The organism is Bradyrhizobium sp. CCBAU 53340 (assembly GCF_015291645.1).
In the GTDB taxonomy this organism is placed as follows: Bacteria; Pseudomonadota; Alphaproteobacteria; order Rhizobiales; family Xanthobacteraceae; genus Bradyrhizobium.
In genome coordinates this window covers 3,626,720-3,643,235 of sequence record NZ_CP030055.1, presented here as the reverse complement: position 1 = coordinate 3,643,235, position 16,516 = coordinate 3,626,720, and the positions used below count along the sequence as shown (strand labels likewise).

Genomic DNA, 16,516 nt, shown 5'->3' with positions numbered 1-16,516 from the left:
GAGCGAAAGGCCGCAACCAGGCTCCCATCCGTAGCAGGTCGAATATGCCGCGAACGCTGTTGACGTGCTTTGTGCACCGGCTGCAAATGCAAATGATGACACCGCCGACCAGAAATACGGGGACATGAGCCAGCGCCAGCTTCCGATTATCCTCGCGCTCGGCACGACGCAGACCCTCGCCTGGGCTTCGAGCTATTATTTGCCGGCACTGATCGCCGATCCCATGGCGCATGACCTCGGCATTTCCACGAACTGGATCTTTGGCGCGTTCTCGGCCTCGCTCGTGATTTCCGCCATGCTGGGGCCGCGCATCGGCCGGCAGATCGACCTCGTCGGCGGGCGGCAGGTGCTGTCGGCCTCGAACCTCACCATTGCCGCCGGCCTCGTGCTGCTCGGCGTCTCGCAGTCGGTCGCGGTCATGACATTGGCCTGGTTCGTGCTCGGCATGGGCATGGCGATGGGGCTTTACGACGCCGCCTTCGCCGCGCTGGGCCGCATCTACGGCACCGAAGCCCGCAGGCCCATCACCGGCATCACGCTGATGGCCGGCTTTGCCTCGACCGTCGGCTGGCCCCTCACCGCCTGGGGATTGGCCCATATCGGCTGGCGCGAGACCTGCTTCGCCTGGGCCGCCGCCAACATCGTGATCGGCCTGCCCCTCAATTTCTTCATACTGCCGGCGATCAAGGGCGCCAAGCAGGCCGCGGCGACAGCGGAGAAGCCGCACGTGCCGCTCGACCGCACCATGATCCTGCTCGCCTTTGTCTTTGCCGCAGTCTGGACCGTCACCGGCGCCATGGCCGTGCATTTCCCGCGGATCCTGGAGGCAGCCGGCGCGACGCATGTCGAGGCGATCGCGGCTGGCGCGCTGATCGGTCCGGCGCAGGTGGTAGCACGTATTCTCGAAGCGAGCGTCCTCAGCCGCTTCCATCCGCTGTGGTCAACGCGACTCGCCTGCATCACCCACCCGATCGGCGCCGCCGTCGTCGCCATTTTCGGCGCGCCTGCGGCGAGCGCCTTTGCGCTGCTGCACGGCTCCGGCAACGGCATTTTGACGATCGCCCGCGGGACGTTGCCGCTGTCGATCTTCGGCCCGAAGGATTTCGGCTATCGCCTCGGCATCATCGGTGCCCCCGCGCGGATGGCCCAAGCCGTGGCGCCGCTGGCTTTCGGCCTCTTGATCGACGTCATGGGCACCAAGGTGCTGATGGTCTCGTCGGCACTCAGCCTGTCGGCGCTTGCCGCGCTATTCCTGATCCGCGCACAGCGGCGGCCGGATTGACCGGGCCTGAGCTTTCGCGCACAAGCGCATCATGACCGAAGACAATCATCCGCCGCGTACATTCAAGGGCCTCCTGCGTTGGGCCATGACGCCGCCGCAGGCCTGGGGCGTCTATCTGCTCGCCGTGCTTTTGGTGTGGCTGCTCTCGTTCTATGCCGGCACGCTGAAACCGAAGAAGACGCCGGAGGCGGCCCCGCCGCCGGTCACGGCGCCGAAGAGCTAGGCCGATTTCGGCTGGCTGGTCGCGATCCAGATGCCGGCGAACACGGCGACGAGCCCAATCAGGAGATTCGGCGTGATCGGCTCGCCGATCAGCAACGCCGCCAGCAAGGTCGCCGCGATCGGGTTGACCGTCATCGTATTGGCGACGCGCGTCGGCGTCGCCCGCGCCAGCGCCATGACCCAGAGGATGAAAGCGAGCGCGCCGCCGCCAGCGCCGAGATAGAGTCCGGCAATCCACTGCGCCGTCGTGAAGTGATCGAGCGCGGCAAAACTGCCTTTCATGAGCCCGGCAACGACCAGCACCACGGCACCAGCGCCCATGCCGACCGTGAGAAAGCCGAGCGCGCTGGAGCGCTGCATCAGCGGGCGCGACAGCACGTTGTAGAACGCCATGCAGAACACCGCGCCGGTCATGATCAGCTCGCCGCGCCAGGAACCGGGGGGACTCTGTGCCAGACCCACAGCCAGCGCCGCCGCCACGCCGAGCACGGCGATGCCGACACCGACGATCTTGCGTGCGGTCAGCCGCTCGACGCCGAGAATGGCACCAACCACCATGGTGTGAAGCGGCAGCGTCGCCAGCGCGAGACTCGCGCGGGCAGCGGTCGTGTAGGACACCGCGATATTGTAAAGAATGAAGAACAGGCCGAAGAAGCAGATGCCGAGCGCTATCACGGCGGGGTAGTCGGAGCGCTGCGGCCAACGCACGCGGAGCAGCAGCGCGCAAGGCAGCAGGCAGAGAAAGCCGATCCCCCAACGCAGGATCGCAAGCATGACCGGATCGGCGCCACCGACGAGATAGCGGGTGATCGCCGCGGCGGTGCCACCGATGCTGCTCGAGACAAGCGCGATCGCGACCCCGAGCCACTCCACTCTTCGCCTCCCGTCCCGGAGATTTCGAGGCGCCTACCACATCCCCACTGCCACCTTAGTGGCAACAGCGATTGCGAAAGCTAGTCGTAAAATTCCGGCGACATCTTCTGCGTGTCGCGCTGGGCCTTGTCGTGGTTGATCCAGAGCTGCGCCTTCTCCTTGTCGAGCGTCTCGGCAATCTTCTGCATCGAGGTCGCGGTCAGTTCCTTGTTGGTGTTCATGCTGGGAACGCGGCGATTGTCCCAATTGTCCTTGAAGTGAACGGCATCGCCTGAGAGGACCACTGCACCGGTCTTCGGCAATTTCACCAGCAACGACTGGTGTCCCGGCGTGTGGCCGGGCGTCGACAGGATGATCAGGCTGCCGTCGCCGAACACGTCCTTGTCGCCCGCGAGCAGCTCGACCGGATGCGAAGGCTTGAAGCGCGGCTCGTTGTTGGCGCCCGGCCAGTCGTATTCGACCTTCTGCACGTAGAGCGTCGCCTGCGGGAACATCTCGACGTTGCCGATGTGGTCGGGATGCGTATGCGACACGGCCATCGCCTTGATATCAACCGGCTTGACGCCGATCTGCTCGAGCTGCGAGGCGAGCGTCTTCGGCCGCCTCCAGGTCACGGCCTTGGGATCGGCAGGCGCGAGTCCGTTCGGCATCGCCGCGACGGCGTCAGGGATACCCGTATCCCAAAGGAACCAGCCCTGGCTGTGCTTGATGAGGTAACAGGTGTCGACGAAGTCCATCGACTTGCCTTCATTCACCCCGGGCGACCAGCGCCCGATGTCGCCGGCAACACCCTCCCCGCAATTGAGGATATAGAGCTTTTCGACGCCCGGTTTTTGCGCGAACGCAGCCTGGACGGACAGCGCCAGTGCGGCGATGGCGAGCGCGAGCGAGATCTTGCGTGTCATCCTTGGTCCCTCCTTGTAGCGCCTTCTTGCTGCGACCGAGGATCAACCCCGCTCCCGCCGCAGAATTCCGCATCCGCCACTATAGGCCCGAGTTGCAATCCTTTCTAACGTTCATGGCCAACGAAACCGGCGATTGACAGGCCGGCGCGGTTTCGCTGTAATCAGCGCCATGGGGATTTGAGCGATCTCCCCACGAGGCGACAGGCCCAAGTATCGCGTCCCGTTATGTTCTCACGAGGACGCAACTACATGCCTACTTTCACGACTATCTCGTCCGATAAATTGGCGCGCCTGATTGGCACGGCCAATGCTCCTGTCCTGATCGACGTGCGGACGGAGGAGGACTTTGCCGCCGACCGACGGCTGATCCCTGGCTCGATCAAGCTCAGCCACAGCAACGTTCCCGACTGGGGCGGCGACTTCGCCGGCCGCCGGACCATCGTCTCCTGCCTGCGCGGTGAAAAGCTGGCACAAGGCACGGCGGCCTGGCTCCGCCAGCTCGGCGCCGAAGCCGAAGCGCTGGAGGGCGGCTTTGAGGGCTGGAAGGCGGCCAAATTGCCGCTGCTCGACACCCGCAAGCTGCCGCCACGCGACGCCAAAGGACGCACGGTCTGGGTGACGCGGGCGCGCCCGAAGGTCGATCGTATCGCCTGTCCCTGGCTGATCCGTCGCTTCGTCGACCCCAACGCGGTGTTCCTCTACGTGACACCGTCCGAGGTCGTCGGGGTCAGCGAGCGCTTCAACGCAGCCCCCTTCGACATCGAGAACGTGTTCTGGAGTCACCGCGGCGAGCTCTGCACCTTCGACGTCATGATCGAGGAGTTCGGGATCGCGACTCCGGCCCTGCTGCGGCTGGCCACGCTGGTGCGCGGCGCCGACACGGCAAGACCGGACCTGGCGCCGGAGGCGCCCGGCCTGCTCGCGGCCTCGCTCGGGCTGTCGCGGATGTTCGACGACGACCTCGAACAGCTCGAGGCCGGCATGCTGCTCTACGACGCCTTCTATCGCTGGTGCCGCGACGCCACGGCCGAGACCCACAACTGGCCGACCAACAAGGTGAAGGCGTAACGGACAGCCGTAACCTTCAAGCAGAAGCTGATGCCGGTCGCGGCATCAGCTTCAGTTGAAGCGAAAGTTGTCCGCCCTTCGGTTGTTGTCCGTCAGCCTCACAGCAGCGCCATTGTCGCACTACCGCATCATCATCCGCGCAATGGCTTCCCCGATCACCACCGTCGTGAGGTGCGTATTGGCGCGGCAGTCGGACGGCATGATCGAGGCGTCGGCGACGCGCAGGCCCGAGATGCCCTTCACCGAACCATCGGGATTGACGACGCCATCGGCATCATTGACGCCGCTCATGCGGCAGCTCCCGGCGGCGTGCTGGATGTCTCCGGTCTCACGCCGCAACAATGCATCCAGCTCGTGATCCGGAAGCGCGGCTGCCTGCGGCAATGTCAAGTCCGTGTCGGTCAGCCTGATCCAGTCGGCGATGCCCCCAAGCGCCGGCTGCGAGGTGATGACGGCGAGCCGCTTCACCGCGTCCATCATGCGCAGCATGTCACGGGGATCGGCGAGCATGTTCTCCTCGACGATGGGATCGACACCTGGATCGGTCGAAGCCAGCTTGAGCGTTCCGCGCGAATAGGCGTTGAACAGACCGGCGCCGATCGCTCCGGGCATGCCGATGCCGCGATGGTTGAACGCAATCAGGATCATGTCGCGCTTGCCGCCATTGGCGAGGCCCGAGGAATAGGTCACGCAGCAATTGGTGTGGCGGGTGTCAGGATCGGTCGGCCGCAGATTTTCGTGGAGCTGAATCGTGGCACGAAACAGCGGATGGTCGAAGAAGTGGCGGCCGACCGGCAAATCGCGCTCAACCGCGATACCCATTGCCTTCAACTCGGCCGCGGGTCCAATGCCCGAGCGCAGCAGGATCGCCGGGCTGTGGATCGCGCCGGCGCACAGCACGATCTGGCGCGCGCTGATCTCGCTGGTGCCCTGCCCATCGGTATGAACGCGGAGGCCCGTCGCCCTGTTGTCGCGGATCAGCACGCGATCGACCAGCGTCTTGCCCCGGATTTCCAGATTGGCGCGGCTGCGAGCGGGCTCGAGATACCCCTCGTTGGTGGTGATGCGGCGGCCGTCGCGGCTGTTGATGGGATAGCAGGCGACGCCCTCGCCATCACGACCGTTGAGATCGGCGCACCAGGGATAGCCGCTTGCCAACGCCGCATCGCGCAAGCCGCGATCAATCGGGCCCCACTTCTCCGGCGGCGCGCGATAGACCGGTAACGGTCCGCCGCGGCCGTGACCTGCGGTATCGCCAAATTCCAGATCGTCCTCGATCACGGAGAAGAGCGGCATCACCTCCCTGGCCGACCAGCCGGTGCAGCCACTGGCAGCCCACTCGTCGAACGCATCGGCGACGCCGTGGATGGCGATCTGGCCATTCATCATCGATGAGCCGCCGAGCCCCTTGCCGCGCCAGTAGAAGCGCGGCTCCTGCCCTGCCACCCGGCGCGTCAAGAGATCCGGCCACTGCCATTTCTCCTGATATTCGCGCTTGTGAATGATCGGGATCGGGTTCGGCGTCCTGACTTCCCAGGGCGCCTCGTCAGCGCGCCAGTCGAGGCCCGCCTCCAACAGCAGGACGCGCCGTGCAGCATCTTCGGAGAGCCGTGCCGCAACCGCGGCGCCGGCCGAGCCGCCGCCGACAACAATGACATCGTACATCGCGTGACTTCTCAACGTTCCCAATATCCGGCACGGCGGACGGTATCAGACCGCGCCGGCCGATACAGCCATGCAAGAGCATCGCTGCACATCAGGAACGTGAGGCCGCCTACCCGATCACCTTGCCGAACTTGTTCGACTTCGGGAAGCCTTTCGGCGACAGGCGGCCGGCGTCGGCGCGGGTGCCCTGCCACTCGGCGAGCTCCTTCATGGTCGCGGAGAATTCGCGACCTGCGGAGTCCTTCCAGGTGAGGCCTGCCTTGGCCTCGAAGACAGCGACGTCGGAGAGACCGCCGTCCTTGTACTTCTGCAGGCGCACGCCGCGACCTCGCGCCATCTCCGGCACCTGATCGAGCGGGAAGATCAGCATCTTCCTGTTCTCGCCGATGACCGCGACGGTGTCACCGAGCACTTCGGTGATCGCGCGTGCCTCGTTCGGCATGTCGACGTTGAGGATCTGCTTGCCCTTCTTGGTGGTGCCGACGCAATCGTCCTCGTTGACGACAAAACCCTGACCCTCATGGCTCGCGACCAGGAATTTGCGTCCGCCCTTGTTGACGAACAGCGCAACGGGCGCCGCCTCCTGCTCGAGGTCGATGAACAGGCGGATCGGCTCGCCGTGGCCGCGGCCGCCCGGCAGCTTCGCAACGTCGAGCGAGTAGAACTTGCCGTTGGTGGCGAACAGCAGCAGCTTCGAGGTCGTCTCGGCGAAGAAGGCAAAGCCGAGCTTGTCGTCCTGCTTGAAGGCGAGGCCCGAGAGGTCCTCGACATGGCCCTTCATGGTACGGATCCAGCCCTTGTCGGAGACCACGACCGTCACCGGCTCGCGCTCGACGAGGGCTTCCTCCATCGCGGCAAGATCGTGCTCGGGCGCATCGGCAAAAGTGGTGCGGCGCTTGCCGAGCGGCGTCTTCGGTCCGAACATGTCGCGGACCTTGCCGACCTGCTCGCCGACCTTCTTCCACTGCTCGGCTTCCGAGGCGAGCACGCCTTCGATGCCCTTCAGCTCCTTGCGCAGATCCCGGTCTTCGTTGCGGATCTCCATTTCCTCGAGCCTGCGCAGATTGCGCAGACGCATGTTGAGGATGGCTTCCGCCTGGATCTCGGTGAGCTTGAACGCCTTGATCAGGGCCGGCTTCGGTTCGTCCTCGGTGCGGATGATCTTGATCACCTTGTCGAGGTTCAGATAGGCGACCAGATGGCCGCCGAGCACCTCCAGCCGGTGCTCGATCTGCGCCTTGCGGTAGTTGCTGCGGCGGATCAGCACGTCGCGCAGATGGTCGAGCCATTCGCGCAAGGCCTCGGCAAGGCCGACCACCTTGGGCACGCGGCCCTTGATCAGCACGTTGAGGTTCAGTGGAATCTTGTTCTCGAGCTCGGTCAGGCGGAACAGCGATTCCATCATCAGCGCGGGATCGACGTTCTTCGACTTCGGCTCGATGACGATGCGGACGTCTTCGGCCGACTCGTCCCTGATGTCGCCGACCAGCGGCAGCTTCTTCTGGTCCAGCAGTTCGGCCACCTTCTCGATCAGGCGCGACTTCTGCACCAGGAAGGGGATCTCGGTGACGACGACGACCCAGGTGCCGCGTGCGCCCTCTTCATGCGACCACCTGGCGCGGACACGGAACGAGCCGCGGCCGGTGGTGTAGGCCTCGGCAATGGCCTGCTTGGAGTCGACGCAGATGCCGCCGGTCGGGAAATCTGGGCCCTTGACCCACTTCAGCAGCGCCTTGGACTTCGCGTCGGGCTTCTCGATCAGATGCAGCGCCGCATCACACAGCTCGGCGGCATTGTGCGGCGGGATCGAGGTCGCCATGCCGACCGCGATGCCCTGCGCGCCGTTGGCGAGCAGGTTGGGGAAGCCGCCGGGCAACACCACCGGCTCCTTCGACTGGCCGTCGTAATTGGCGCGGAATTCGACGCCATCCTCGTCGATGCCCTCGAGCAGAAGCCGCGCAACGTCGGTCATGCGCGCTTCGGTGTAGCGGTAGGCGGCGGGATTATCGCCGTCGATATTGCCGAAATTGCCCTGGCCGTCGACCAGCGGATAGCGCGAGGAGAAATCCTGCGCGAGACGCACCATGGCGTCGTAGATCGCCTGGTCGCCATGCGGATGGAACGAGCCCATCACGTCGCCGACGATCTTGGCGGATTTCTTGAAGGCCGTGCCGGGGTCGAGCCTGAGCAGGCGCATGCCGTAGAGGATGCGCCGGTGCACCGGCTTCAGGCCGTCACGCGCGTCCGGCAGCGCCCGGTGCATGATGGTGGAGAGCGCATAGGCAAGATAGCGCTCTTCCAGTGCGTCGCGCAGCGGCACTTCGTGAATTTCGGCCGGTTCTTCCGGAGGAACGATTCGTTTTCCCATGCCGCCCGGTTAAACCGTGGAAGCGAATCGGGCAAGGATCGATTGTTCCCTGTGGGCTCCTACTGCCCTGCCCAGCCCGCGGTCACGGTCGGCTGGACCTTGGCCGGCGGCGTCGCCGGCATGTTGGCGACACAGCGACGGGCCGCTTCGATCTCTGCATCGGTTGCGCCGTGGGACCGCGCCCATGTCTCTGCGGCTGCAGCGGAATATTTCGCCACATAATACCGGACGACGGTGCACGAGGCCCGGCGGAAGACACCCGGTTGCGGCTCTCCGGCCATTGCATCAGGCGCAAAAACCAGCAGCGCCGCGGTCAGCGCAAAACCCCTGATCAACATGTGGGCTGTCCCCGTTGTGGAACCTGTTCCGGCCAACGCGAAGAGCCAAATTTCGTTCCGGGGGAACCCCATGTCCTGGGGCAATGCAGCAGCGCGATCAGCTCATGGCGTGGGCAGCGCCGCTTTGGCCTGCTGCCGGATCAGGGCATTAATGAAGCCCGCACGCGCGTCGGAATGACCCTGCCCGCGAGGCTCCAGCACATGACGCAGCAGGAACAGGCCGGTCAGTCGGAAGCCGTCCTGAAGATCCTCATCAGTGAGTTCATGCGCGGCTTCGCCGTGGCGCAGGAACGGCGGCAGCCGCAGCAGGCGGTCCCGCCAGGGCTCGCCCGCGCCGCGCGACACCGCGCCCCCCGATTTCGGCGAGACATAGATCAGGTCCGTGGTCTCCCCGGTCACCGCACAGTTTTCGAGCGCCAGGCCGAAGCCGAGCTCGGAGAGCATGGCGAGCTCGAAATGGATGAGATGCACGGCCGCGCTGCCAATGTCGTCGAAATCGTCGAGCGAATGTTCGAGCAGTGCAAAGATCTCCTCGTGCGGATCGCGCTCGGGAAGGAGCCGCGCAATCGAGGCCAGATGGGTAACGCCGTAGACGCCATGGGATGATCCCAGCAGCGTCGCTGCGCGCAGCTTCAGGCCCTCGATCGCATAAGTGCCGAGATGCTCGTCGAGCCGCGCCCGCCACACTGCGCTGACACTGTTGCCGGGCTGCAGAAGCGGCCGCAGCCGCGAACTGGCTCCGCCGCGCACGAGACCGAGATGCCGGCCGTGCTGGCGCGTCAAGAGCTCGACGATGGCGCTGCTCTCGCCATGCCGCCGCACGCCCAGCACGATGCCTTCGTCGGTCCATTCCATGGGATGAAGTGTAGCGCAATTCGAGGGATCGTAGGGTGGGCAAAGCGAAGCGTGCCCACCAATTTGATCGACGGCGCGAGATGGTGGGCACGGCGCGCAAGGGCGCGCCTTTGCCCACCCTACGGCACTGCGCAAGAGGCTACGCGTCGAACCAGCCCTGCGCATCGCCTGTGAAGGAGAAATAAAGCCCGAACGCCGTCAGCAGGCACGAGACGATCTCGATGGCGCTGTCGAGCTCGAGGCCCCGCTCGCCGAGGATCTGGCCGAGCGAGATCACCGACAGCACGAGCGCTGCCGCCAGCACCCAGCGTGGCCAGTTCTTGCGCCCATGCGCAGCCAGCCAGACGAAATAGACCAGCAGCAGGATCATGCCGCCGGCGAGCAGCGTCGCCGTCATGATCATCTGCTCGGTCATCTCGATCGTGGGCGTGCGGTCCTGGACCGCCACAGACAACGCATCCAGCATCAGCGAGGCATAGAGCAGCGCTTCGAAACGCTGGACGTTATGAGGCACGCTCATCGTTGGCCGATCTGTTCTTGCTTATTCTTTGGGAAATTCCAGGCCCATCTCGCGATAGCGATCGGGATCGTCACCCCAGTTCTCGCGCACCTTCACGAACAGGAACAGATGCACCGGCACGTCCAGGATCTGCATCAGTTCCTTGCGCGAGTCCGCGCCGATCGACTTGATGGTGGCGCCGCCCTTGCCGAGCACGATCTTGCGCTGGCTTTCGCGCTCCACGAAGATCGTCTGCTCGATGCGCACCGACTTGTCCTTGCGCTCCTCCCACTTGTCGGTCTCGACCGTCGACTGGTAGGGCAATTCCTGGTGCAGCTTCTGATAGATTTTTTCGCGCGTGATTTCAGCCGCCAGCTGCCGCATCGGCGCGTCCGACATCTGATCCTCGGGATAGAGGTACGGCCCCGGCGGCACCATCTCGGCAAGCGTCTTGCGGATGTCGTCGACGCCGTCACCGGAGATCGCGGAGATCATGAAGGTTCTTGCGAACTTCATGCGCTCGTTGGCGGCCTGCGCCAGCGCCAGCAGCTTCTCGCGCTGAACCAGATCGACCTTGTTGATGACCAGGATCTTCTCGTGATTGACGCTTGCCGCCTTGGCGAGGATCGCCTCGGCCTCCTCGTCGATGCCGGTCTTGGCATCCAGCAGCACGCAGACGAGATCGGCGTCATGCGCCCCGCTCCAGGCGGTCGAGACCATGGCGCGATCGAGCCGGCGCTTGGGCAGGAAGATGCCGGGCGTGTCGACCAGAATGATCTGCGCATTGTTCTCGATCACGATGCCGCGGATCAGCGCGCGCGTGGTCTGCACCTTGCGCGAGACGATCGTGACCTTGGCCCCGACCAGCGCATTGACCAGCGTGGATTTGCCGACATTGGGCGCGCCGATCAGCGCAACGAACCCGCAGCGCGTCGCGGTGGGCACATCGCCGCTTGTTTCAGCCGTCATTGCCGCCGCCAACGCCTTCACGTTCGATCATCACTGAAGCTGCTACTTTCTCCGCCGCGCGCTTGCTGCCGCCGATGCCTTCGGCCGGCGCCAGCCCCGGCAGGTCGACGGCAACTCGGAACTGCGGATCGTGGTGCGGGCCGGTGCGCTCGACCTCGCGATAAACCGGCGTCGGCAATCCCTTGCCCTGCGCCCATTCCTGCAGCACGGTCTTGGGATCGCGCAAAGGACGCCGCGGCTTGTGCATGCGCTCGGTCCAGTTGCGCTTGACGAACTCGTCCGCCGCCGCATGGCCGCCGTCGAGGAAGATCGCACCGATCACGGCTTCGCAGATGTCGCCGAGGATGGATTTGCGCAGGCGAGCATCGGCGCTTGAGCCGACCGAGCCGAGCTTGATGTCGTCGAGCAGGCCGAGCGACTTGGCGACATCGGCGCAGCTCTCCTTGCGCACGAGCTCGGCAAGCCGCTTGGACAGCTCGCCCTCATCGGCATTCGGGAAGGCGTGATAGAGCATGTCGGAGACGACGAGCCCGAGCACGTGGTCACCGAGGAACTCGAGCCGCTGATAGCTGTCACCACGCTTGCGTCCGGACTTCAGCGCCGACACATGCGTGATCGCCTGCATCAACAGGTTCGGGTCGGTGAAGCTGTGGCCGATGCGCGCTTCGAGCGCCGCATTGGCGTCTGCCGCCGCTTTCGCCTTCTCCTTGGCCTTGCTGCTTCGCGTCCGCTTCTTCTTCGCGGGCGCCTTGACTTCCGGAGTCTTGTTGTCAGCCGTTTTGGGCGCAAGCGTCTTGGTTGCAGCTTCGCCCTCGGGAGCGGCCTGCGCCTCTATCGGTTCGGTCGTGACGTCCTTGGCTTCGTCTTTCATCGGACGATTTTGAAGAAGCGATTCCAGCGCACCGACCACGGCCAGCGCCAGAACATCCAGACGTGCTCGCCTTGGCCGATGGAGAAGAAGATCATCTGGGCGCGGCCGATCAGGTTCTCCTGCGGCACGTAGCCGACCGCCGACTGCACGCGACTGTCGGTGGAGTTGTCGCGGTTATCGCCCATCATGAAGAAGTGACCGGCCGGCACGGTATAGACGCTGGTGTCGTCGTAGAAGCCGTTGTCGACGCAATCGAGGGTCTCGTAGGCGACGCCGTTCGGCAGCTCCTCCTTCCAACGCTTCACCCGCGCCGTCGTAACCCGCTCCGTATCGGACGCGCTGCAAGGGTCTTCGCCGACGAAATCGCTCAGCCGTTCGCGGTGCACCGGCACGTCATTGATATAGAGCAGCCCGCCCTTCATCTGGAGGCGGTCGCCGGGAAGGCCGATCACGCGCTTGATGTAGTCGACGGAATCGTCCTTCGGCAGACGAAACACGACGATGTCGCCGCGGTTCGGATCCGAGCCCCAGATCCGTCCCGAGAACAGCGGCGGCGAGAACGGGATCGAATAGTGGCTATAGCCGTAGGAATATTTCGAGACGAAGAGGTAGTCGCCGACTAGCAGCGTCGCCTTCATCGAGCCCGACGGGATGTTGAAGGGCTGGAACAGGAAGGTGCGGATCACCAGCGCGATCAGCAGAGCGTGGATGACGACCCGGACCGTTTCGCCGACGCCGCTTTCAGTTTTCGTTCCCGAAGTCACGCTCATTGCTCTCTCAATTCCGGCCGGCGATCACAGAACGCCCTCCTCCCGCGAACAGCCCATCGGTTCGCAGCCCAAGGAGATTGTCCTGATTCTGATAGTGAGGGCCAATTCCGGCGTAAAGCCGAATTCGCCCAGCCTGATTTGCGTCCGCGGACTTTTAGACGGTTGTCGCAGATGACGCAATCAAGGATCGCATCAAAATTGCGCAAGCCATTGATTCTTAATACGAATTATAAAATGGACGTCTGGCGCTCAGGACTTGGCTTGCGGGACGGCGGAAATGATCACGAAGGCCTGCGCAAGCGGCCAGTCGTCGGTGATCGACAGGTCGATCTGCGCCTCGAAGCCATCAGGCGTCATGGCCTGGAGCCGGGCCAGCGCCCCCCCGGTCAGCCGCATCGACGGCCGTCCCCCGGGCAGGTTGACCACCCCCATGTCGCGCCACCAGACACCCTGCCGGATGCCGGTGCCGAGCGCCTTGGAGCAGGCCTCCTTGGCGGCGAAGCGCTTGGCGTAGGTCGCCACCACCATCTTCTCGTTCTTGGCGCGCCGCTCCGCCTTGGCCCGCTCGGCCGCGGTGAAGATGCGGTCGAGGAAACGCTCGCCATGGCGCTCGATCACCTTGGCCACGCGGGTGATGTCGATGAGGTCGGAGCCGATGCCGATGATCATGCCCGGCCCCGGCCGCGGTCCATCGCGGCGCGCATGCTGCGCACCGTCTCGGCGAGACCGACGAACAGCGCCTCGCCAATCATGTAGTAGCCGATGTTGAGCTCCATGATCTCGGGCAGAGCGGCGATCTTCTCCGCCGTCGCGTAGTCGAGCCCGTGGCCGGCATGGACCTCCAGCCCTGCCGCCTTGGCAATCTTCACGCCCGCCACGATCCGCTGCCATTCGGCTTCCGCCTTGTCGACGTGGCCGTCTGTCACGGCATCGCACCAGGCCCCGGTATGGATCTCGATCACGGGCGCGCCCAGCCGCGCCGCCATTTCGATCTGGGCTGGGTCCGCGGCGATGAACAGCGAGACACGAATGCCGGCATCATTCAGCCGGGCAATGTAAGGCGCGAGCGCATTGTGCTGGCCAACGACGTCGAGCCCGCCTTCGGTCGTCACCTCCTGGCGCCGCTCGGGCACCAGGCACACCGCATGCGGCTTGGTGGCGAGCGAGATGCGCATCATGTCGTCGGTCGCCGCCATCTCGAAATTCAGCGGCTTGGAGATCTCGGCCTTCAGCCGCGCCATGTCTTCGTCGCGGATGTGCCGGCGGTCCTCGCGCAAATGCGCCGTGATGCCGTCGGCGCCGGCCTCGATCGCAAGCAGCGCGGCGCGGACCGGATCGGGATGGCGGCCGCCGCGTGCGTTACGGACAGTCGCAACATGGTCGATATTGACGCCGAGGCGGAGCGGAGGTGCGGGCATTTCAGGACTCACGAGATCGGAGCAACAGGCGATGGCGACAGACGCCTATCCATTAACACGTTCGACTTTGGCGACGACCGCCTTGGCGCGCAGTTGGGCCAGGATCGCGCTCAAATGCTTGAGATCGTAGACTTCGAGATCGATCGTCGTCTCCGTGAAGTCGGGCGAGCGGCGATGCATGCTGATATTGTCGATGTTGCCGTCATGCTCGGCGATCACAGTGGCGATCTGCGCCAGCGCACCGGGCTCGTTGACATTCTCGACCTTGATCCGCGCCGGGAAGCGCTGCGGCGCGGAGTCCTCGATGTCCCAGCGGACGTCGAGCCAGCGCTCCGGCTCCTCCTCGAAATCCTTCAGCGCCGGCGACTGGATCGGATAGATCGTGATCCCCTCGCCCGGCGTGACGATGCCGACGATGCGGTCGCCTGGCACGGCACCGCCGTTCGGCGCGAACTTCACCGGCAGGGCGGAATTGTTTCCGCCGATCGGGATCGCGACTGGACTGCGCGACGGCTCGGGCGACTTCTCCTTGACCTTGGCGGCAAGCCCCTGCGCCTTCTTGACCCCATAGCGCGCGACGCGCTCCTCCTTGTAATCGGGGTACATCGCGCGTGCGACGTGGGAGGCCTTGATCTCGCCGCGCCCCACCGCCGCCATGACGTCCTCGATCGAGGTGCGCGCCAGCCGCGGCAGCGCGCCCTTGAGCTTGTCGTCGGCATATTCGATCTTGGCGCGCTCGAACAGGCGCTCGACGATCCGGCGGCCGAGGCCGACATATTGATCGCGCACGGCGGTTCGGGTGGCGCGGCGGATCGCGGCGCGCGCCTTGCCGGTGACCGCGAGCGTTTCCCAGGCCGAGGGCGGCGCCGATTGCGCTTCCGAGGTCAGCACCTCGACCTCGTCACCATTCTGGAGCTCGGAGGACAACGGCGCGAACTTGCCGTTGATCTTGCACCCCACGGCGCTGTTGCCGACGTCGGTATGCACGGCATAGGCGAAGTCGATCACATTGGCATGGCGCGGCAGCGCGATCAGCTTGCCCTTCGGGGTGAAGCAGAACACCTGGTCGTGGAACAGCTCGAGCTTGGTGTGCTCGAGGAATTCCTCGGGATTGGCACTCTCCGAGAGGATGCCGATGGTGTGGCGCAGCCAGGCGAATGCGTTCGACTCGCGCTTGAGGAATTCGGTCGGCGAGCCCACGCCCTCTTTGTAAAACACGTGCGCGGCGATGCCGCGCTCGGCGATCTGGTCCATCGCCTCGGTGCGGATCTGCAGCTCGACGCGCTGGTTGCCGGGGCCGATCACGGTGGTGTGGATCGAGCGGTAGTCATTCTGCTTCGGCGTCGAGATGTAGTCCTTGAAACGCCCCGGCACGACCGGCCAGGTGGTGTGGACGATGCCGAGCGCGCGGTAGCAGGCCTCGATGTCGTTGACGACGACGCGGAAGCCGAAGATGTCGGACAGCTGCTCGAAGCCGACCGACTTGCGCTCCATCTTGGTCCAGATCGAAAACGGCTTCTTGCGGCGACCATAAACCCGCGCGCCGAGCCCCCTGTGGCGCAGGTTGTTGGAGAGCTGGTCCTCGATCTCACCGATCAAATTGCGGTTGCGCTCGGCCAGCGCATCGAGCCGCTGCATCACCACCGAATAGGCTTCGGGATCGAGTGTGCGGAAGGACAGATCCTCCAGCTCCTCGCGCATTTCCTGCATGCCCATGCGCCCCGCCAGCGGCGCGTAGATGTCGAGCGTCTCCTCGGCGATGCGCCGGCGCGATTCGGTCGGCACGAAGTCGAGCGTGCGCATGTTGTGCAGGCGGTCGGCGAGCTTGACCAGCAGCACGCGGACATCGTCGGCGATGGCCAGCAACAATTTGCGCAGGTTCTCGGCCTGCTTGGCCTCGCGCGACACCAGTTCGAGTCGCTTCAGCTTGGTCAGACCCTCGACCAGCGCGCCGATCTCGGGACCGAACAGCTGGTCGATCTCGGCGCGCGTGGCTTCGGTGTCCTCGATCGTGTCGTGGAGCAGCGCGGCGACGATGGTGGCATCGTCAAGCTTGAGGTCGGTGAGAATCGCCGCCACTTCGAGCGGGTGCGAGAAATACGGGTCGCCCGACGCGCGGGTCTGCGATCCGTGCGCCTTCATGGCGTAGACATAGGCCCGGTTCAGCAGGTCCTCGTCGGTGTTCGGATTGTAGGAGCGGACGCGCTCGACCAGGTCATATTGACGCATCATCCGCGCGCGCGGCTTCGCTGGCCGTGCCACTGGCGCAGTCGGGGCCACGGCAACCGATTCGGCTGCGGCCTGCATCTGCGTGGGTCTGCGGCGTCGATACACCATGCCGTCCTGCCTTCAAACGGACCGCGCAACGGTCCGTTGCATACATCCTAAGCCCCGATTGCAGACGCTGCCGATC

Annotated in this window: 16 protein-coding genes; 3 read left to right on the top strand and 13 right to left on the bottom strand. The window is 64.9% G+C overall.

Annotation, left to right across the window (positions count from 1 at the left end):
- Positions 1-124 precede the first annotated feature (124 nt).
- Both XH89_RS17240 and XH89_RS17235 read left to right on the top strand, forming a co-directional pair.
- Positions 125-1,282: an MFS transporter gene (locus tag XH89_RS17240; protein WP_194468147.1), complete on the top strand. Its 1,158-nt coding sequence runs from the start codon at positions 125-127 to the stop codon at positions 1,280-1,282.
- Positions 1,283-1,313: 31 nt separating this feature from the next.
- Positions 1,314-1,505: a hypothetical protein gene (locus tag XH89_RS17235; protein ID WP_194468146.1), complete on the top strand. Its 192-nt coding sequence runs from the start codon at positions 1,314-1,316 to the stop codon at positions 1,503-1,505.
- Here XH89_RS17235 and XH89_RS17230 read toward each other — a convergent pair.
- Together XH89_RS17230 and XH89_RS17225 are read right to left on the bottom strand one after the other, a co-directional pair.
- Positions 1,502-2,377, bottom strand: coding sequence for a DMT family transporter (locus tag XH89_RS17230; RefSeq protein ID WP_194468145.1), 876 nt, complete (start codon positions 2,375-2,377; stop codon positions 1,502-1,504). The genes XH89_RS17235 and XH89_RS17230 overlap by 4 nt on opposite strands.
- 80 nt (positions 2,378-2,457) lie before the next feature.
- On the bottom strand, positions 2,458-3,282 hold the full coding sequence (locus tag XH89_RS17225) for an N-acyl homoserine lactonase family protein (protein WP_194468144.1): 825 nt from the start codon (positions 3,280-3,282) through the stop codon (positions 2,458-2,460).
- A 249-nt stretch (positions 3,283-3,531) separates the two neighbouring features.
- Here XH89_RS17225 and XH89_RS17220 point away from each other — a divergent pair, with 249 nt between their 5' ends.
- Complete coding sequence (locus XH89_RS17220) at positions 3,532-4,350, top strand: chromate resistance protein ChrB domain-containing protein (RefSeq protein ID WP_194468143.1); 819 nt, start codon at positions 3,532-3,534, stop codon at positions 4,348-4,350.
- Between the two features lie 120 nt (positions 4,351-4,470).
- Here XH89_RS17220 and XH89_RS17215 read toward each other — a convergent pair whose 3' ends face one another.
- From XH89_RS17215 to XH89_RS17165, 11 genes are all read right to left on the bottom strand, one after another.
- Positions 4,471-6,015: a GMC family oxidoreductase gene (locus XH89_RS17215; RefSeq protein ID WP_194468142.1), complete on the bottom strand. Its 1,545-nt coding sequence runs from the start codon at positions 6,013-6,015 to the stop codon at positions 4,471-4,473.
- A 109-nt stretch (positions 6,016-6,124) separates the two neighbouring features.
- On the bottom strand, positions 6,125-8,383 hold the full coding sequence (parC, locus tag XH89_RS17210; protein WP_194468141.1) for a DNA topoisomerase IV subunit A: 2,259 nt from the start codon (positions 8,381-8,383) through the stop codon (positions 6,125-6,127).
- Between the two features lie 59 nt (positions 8,384-8,442).
- The gene (locus tag XH89_RS17205; protein WP_194468140.1) at positions 8,443-8,721 is read right to left on the bottom strand and encodes a hypothetical protein; all 279 of its coding nucleotides are present in this window, start codon (positions 8,719-8,721) and stop codon (positions 8,443-8,445) included.
- 102 nt (positions 8,722-8,823) lie between these two features.
- Positions 8,824-9,576, bottom strand: coding sequence for a DNA repair protein RecO (gene recO, locus XH89_RS17200; RefSeq protein WP_194468139.1), 753 nt, complete (start codon positions 9,574-9,576; stop codon positions 8,824-8,826).
- Between the two features lie 139 nt (positions 9,577-9,715).
- Positions 9,716-10,096: a hypothetical protein gene (locus XH89_RS17195; protein ID WP_194468138.1), complete on the bottom strand. Its 381-nt coding sequence runs from the start codon at positions 10,094-10,096 to the stop codon at positions 9,716-9,718.
- A gap of 21 nt (positions 10,097-10,117) precedes the next feature.
- Positions 10,118-11,044, bottom strand: coding sequence for a GTPase Era (gene era / locus XH89_RS17190; protein WP_194468137.1), 927 nt, complete (start codon positions 11,042-11,044; stop codon positions 10,118-10,120).
- Complete coding sequence (gene rnc / locus XH89_RS17185) at positions 11,034-11,915, bottom strand: ribonuclease III (RefSeq protein ID WP_194468136.1); 882 nt, start codon at positions 11,913-11,915, stop codon at positions 11,034-11,036. Before rnc ends, era begins: the two co-directional genes overlap by 11 nt.
- Complete coding sequence (gene lepB / locus XH89_RS17180) at positions 11,912-12,685, bottom strand: signal peptidase I (protein ID WP_194468135.1); 774 nt, start codon at positions 12,683-12,685, stop codon at positions 11,912-11,914. Before lepB ends, rnc begins: the two co-directional genes overlap by 4 nt.
- 249 nt (positions 12,686-12,934) lie before the next feature.
- A complete protein-coding gene (gene acpS / locus XH89_RS17175) occupies positions 12,935-13,354 on the bottom strand; it encodes a holo-ACP synthase (protein WP_194468134.1) in 420 nt (139 codons plus the stop codon).
- The gene (locus XH89_RS17170) at positions 13,351-14,103 is read right to left on the bottom strand and encodes a pyridoxine 5'-phosphate synthase (protein ID WP_194468133.1); all 753 of its coding nucleotides are present in this window, start codon (positions 14,101-14,103) and stop codon (positions 13,351-13,353) included. Before XH89_RS17170 ends, acpS begins: the two co-directional genes overlap by 4 nt.
- 45 nt (positions 14,104-14,148) lie before the next feature.
- Complete coding sequence (locus tag XH89_RS17165) at positions 14,149-16,440, bottom strand: bifunctional (p)ppGpp synthetase/guanosine-3',5'-bis(diphosphate) 3'-pyrophosphohydrolase (protein WP_194468132.1); 2,292 nt, start codon at positions 16,438-16,440, stop codon at positions 14,149-14,151.
- Positions 16,441-16,516 lie beyond the last annotated feature (76 nt).

Excerpts from the sequence above, each read along its gene's own strand:
- XH89_RS17205 (WP_194468140.1), bottom strand. The coding sequence starts at position 8,721 with ATGTTGATCAGGGGTTTTGCGCTGACCGCGGCGCTGCTGGTTTTTGCG.
- XH89_RS17170 (WP_194468133.1), bottom strand. The coding sequence starts at position 14,103 with ATGCCCGCACCTCCGCTCCGCCTCGGCGTCAATATCGACCATGTTGCG.
- XH89_RS17215 (WP_194468142.1), bottom strand. The coding sequence starts at position 6,015 with ATGTACGATGTCATTGTTGTCGGCGGCGGCTCGGCCGGCGCCGCGGTT.
- XH89_RS17195 (WP_194468138.1), bottom strand. The coding sequence starts at position 10,096 with ATGAGCGTGCCTCATAACGTCCAGCGTTTCGAAGCGCTGCTCTATGCC.
- XH89_RS17225 (WP_194468144.1), bottom strand. The coding sequence starts at position 3,282 with ATGACACGCAAGATCTCGCTCGCGCTCGCCATCGCCGCACTGGCGCTG.
- parC (WP_194468141.1), bottom strand. The coding sequence starts at position 8,383 with ATGGGAAAACGAATCGTTCCTCCGGAAGAACCGGCCGAAATTCACGAA.
- era (WP_194468137.1), bottom strand. The coding sequence starts at position 11,044 with ATGACGGCTGAAACAAGCGGCGATGTGCCCACCGCGACGCGCTGCGGG.
- lepB (WP_194468135.1), bottom strand. The coding sequence starts at position 12,685 with ATGAGCGTGACTTCGGGAACGAAAACTGAAAGCGGCGTCGGCGAAACG.
- XH89_RS17165 (WP_194468132.1), bottom strand. The coding sequence starts at position 16,440 with ATGGTGTATCGACGCCGCAGACCCACGCAGATGCAGGCCGCAGCCGAA.
- XH89_RS17220 (WP_194468143.1), top strand. The coding sequence starts at position 3,532 with ATGCCTACTTTCACGACTATCTCGTCCGATAAATTGGCGCGCCTGATT.
- rnc (WP_194468136.1), bottom strand. The coding sequence starts at position 11,915 with ATGAAAGACGAAGCCAAGGACGTCACGACCGAACCGATAGAGGCGCAG.
- acpS (WP_194468134.1), bottom strand. The coding sequence starts at position 13,354 with ATGATCATCGGCATCGGCTCCGACCTCATCGACATCACCCGCGTGGCC.
- recO (WP_194468139.1), bottom strand. The coding sequence starts at position 9,576 with ATGGAATGGACCGACGAAGGCATCGTGCTGGGCGTGCGGCGGCATGGC.
- XH89_RS17240 (WP_194468147.1), top strand. The coding sequence starts at position 125 with ATGAGCCAGCGCCAGCTTCCGATTATCCTCGCGCTCGGCACGACGCAG.
- XH89_RS17235 (WP_194468146.1), top strand. The coding sequence starts at position 1,314 with ATGACCGAAGACAATCATCCGCCGCGTACATTCAAGGGCCTCCTGCGT.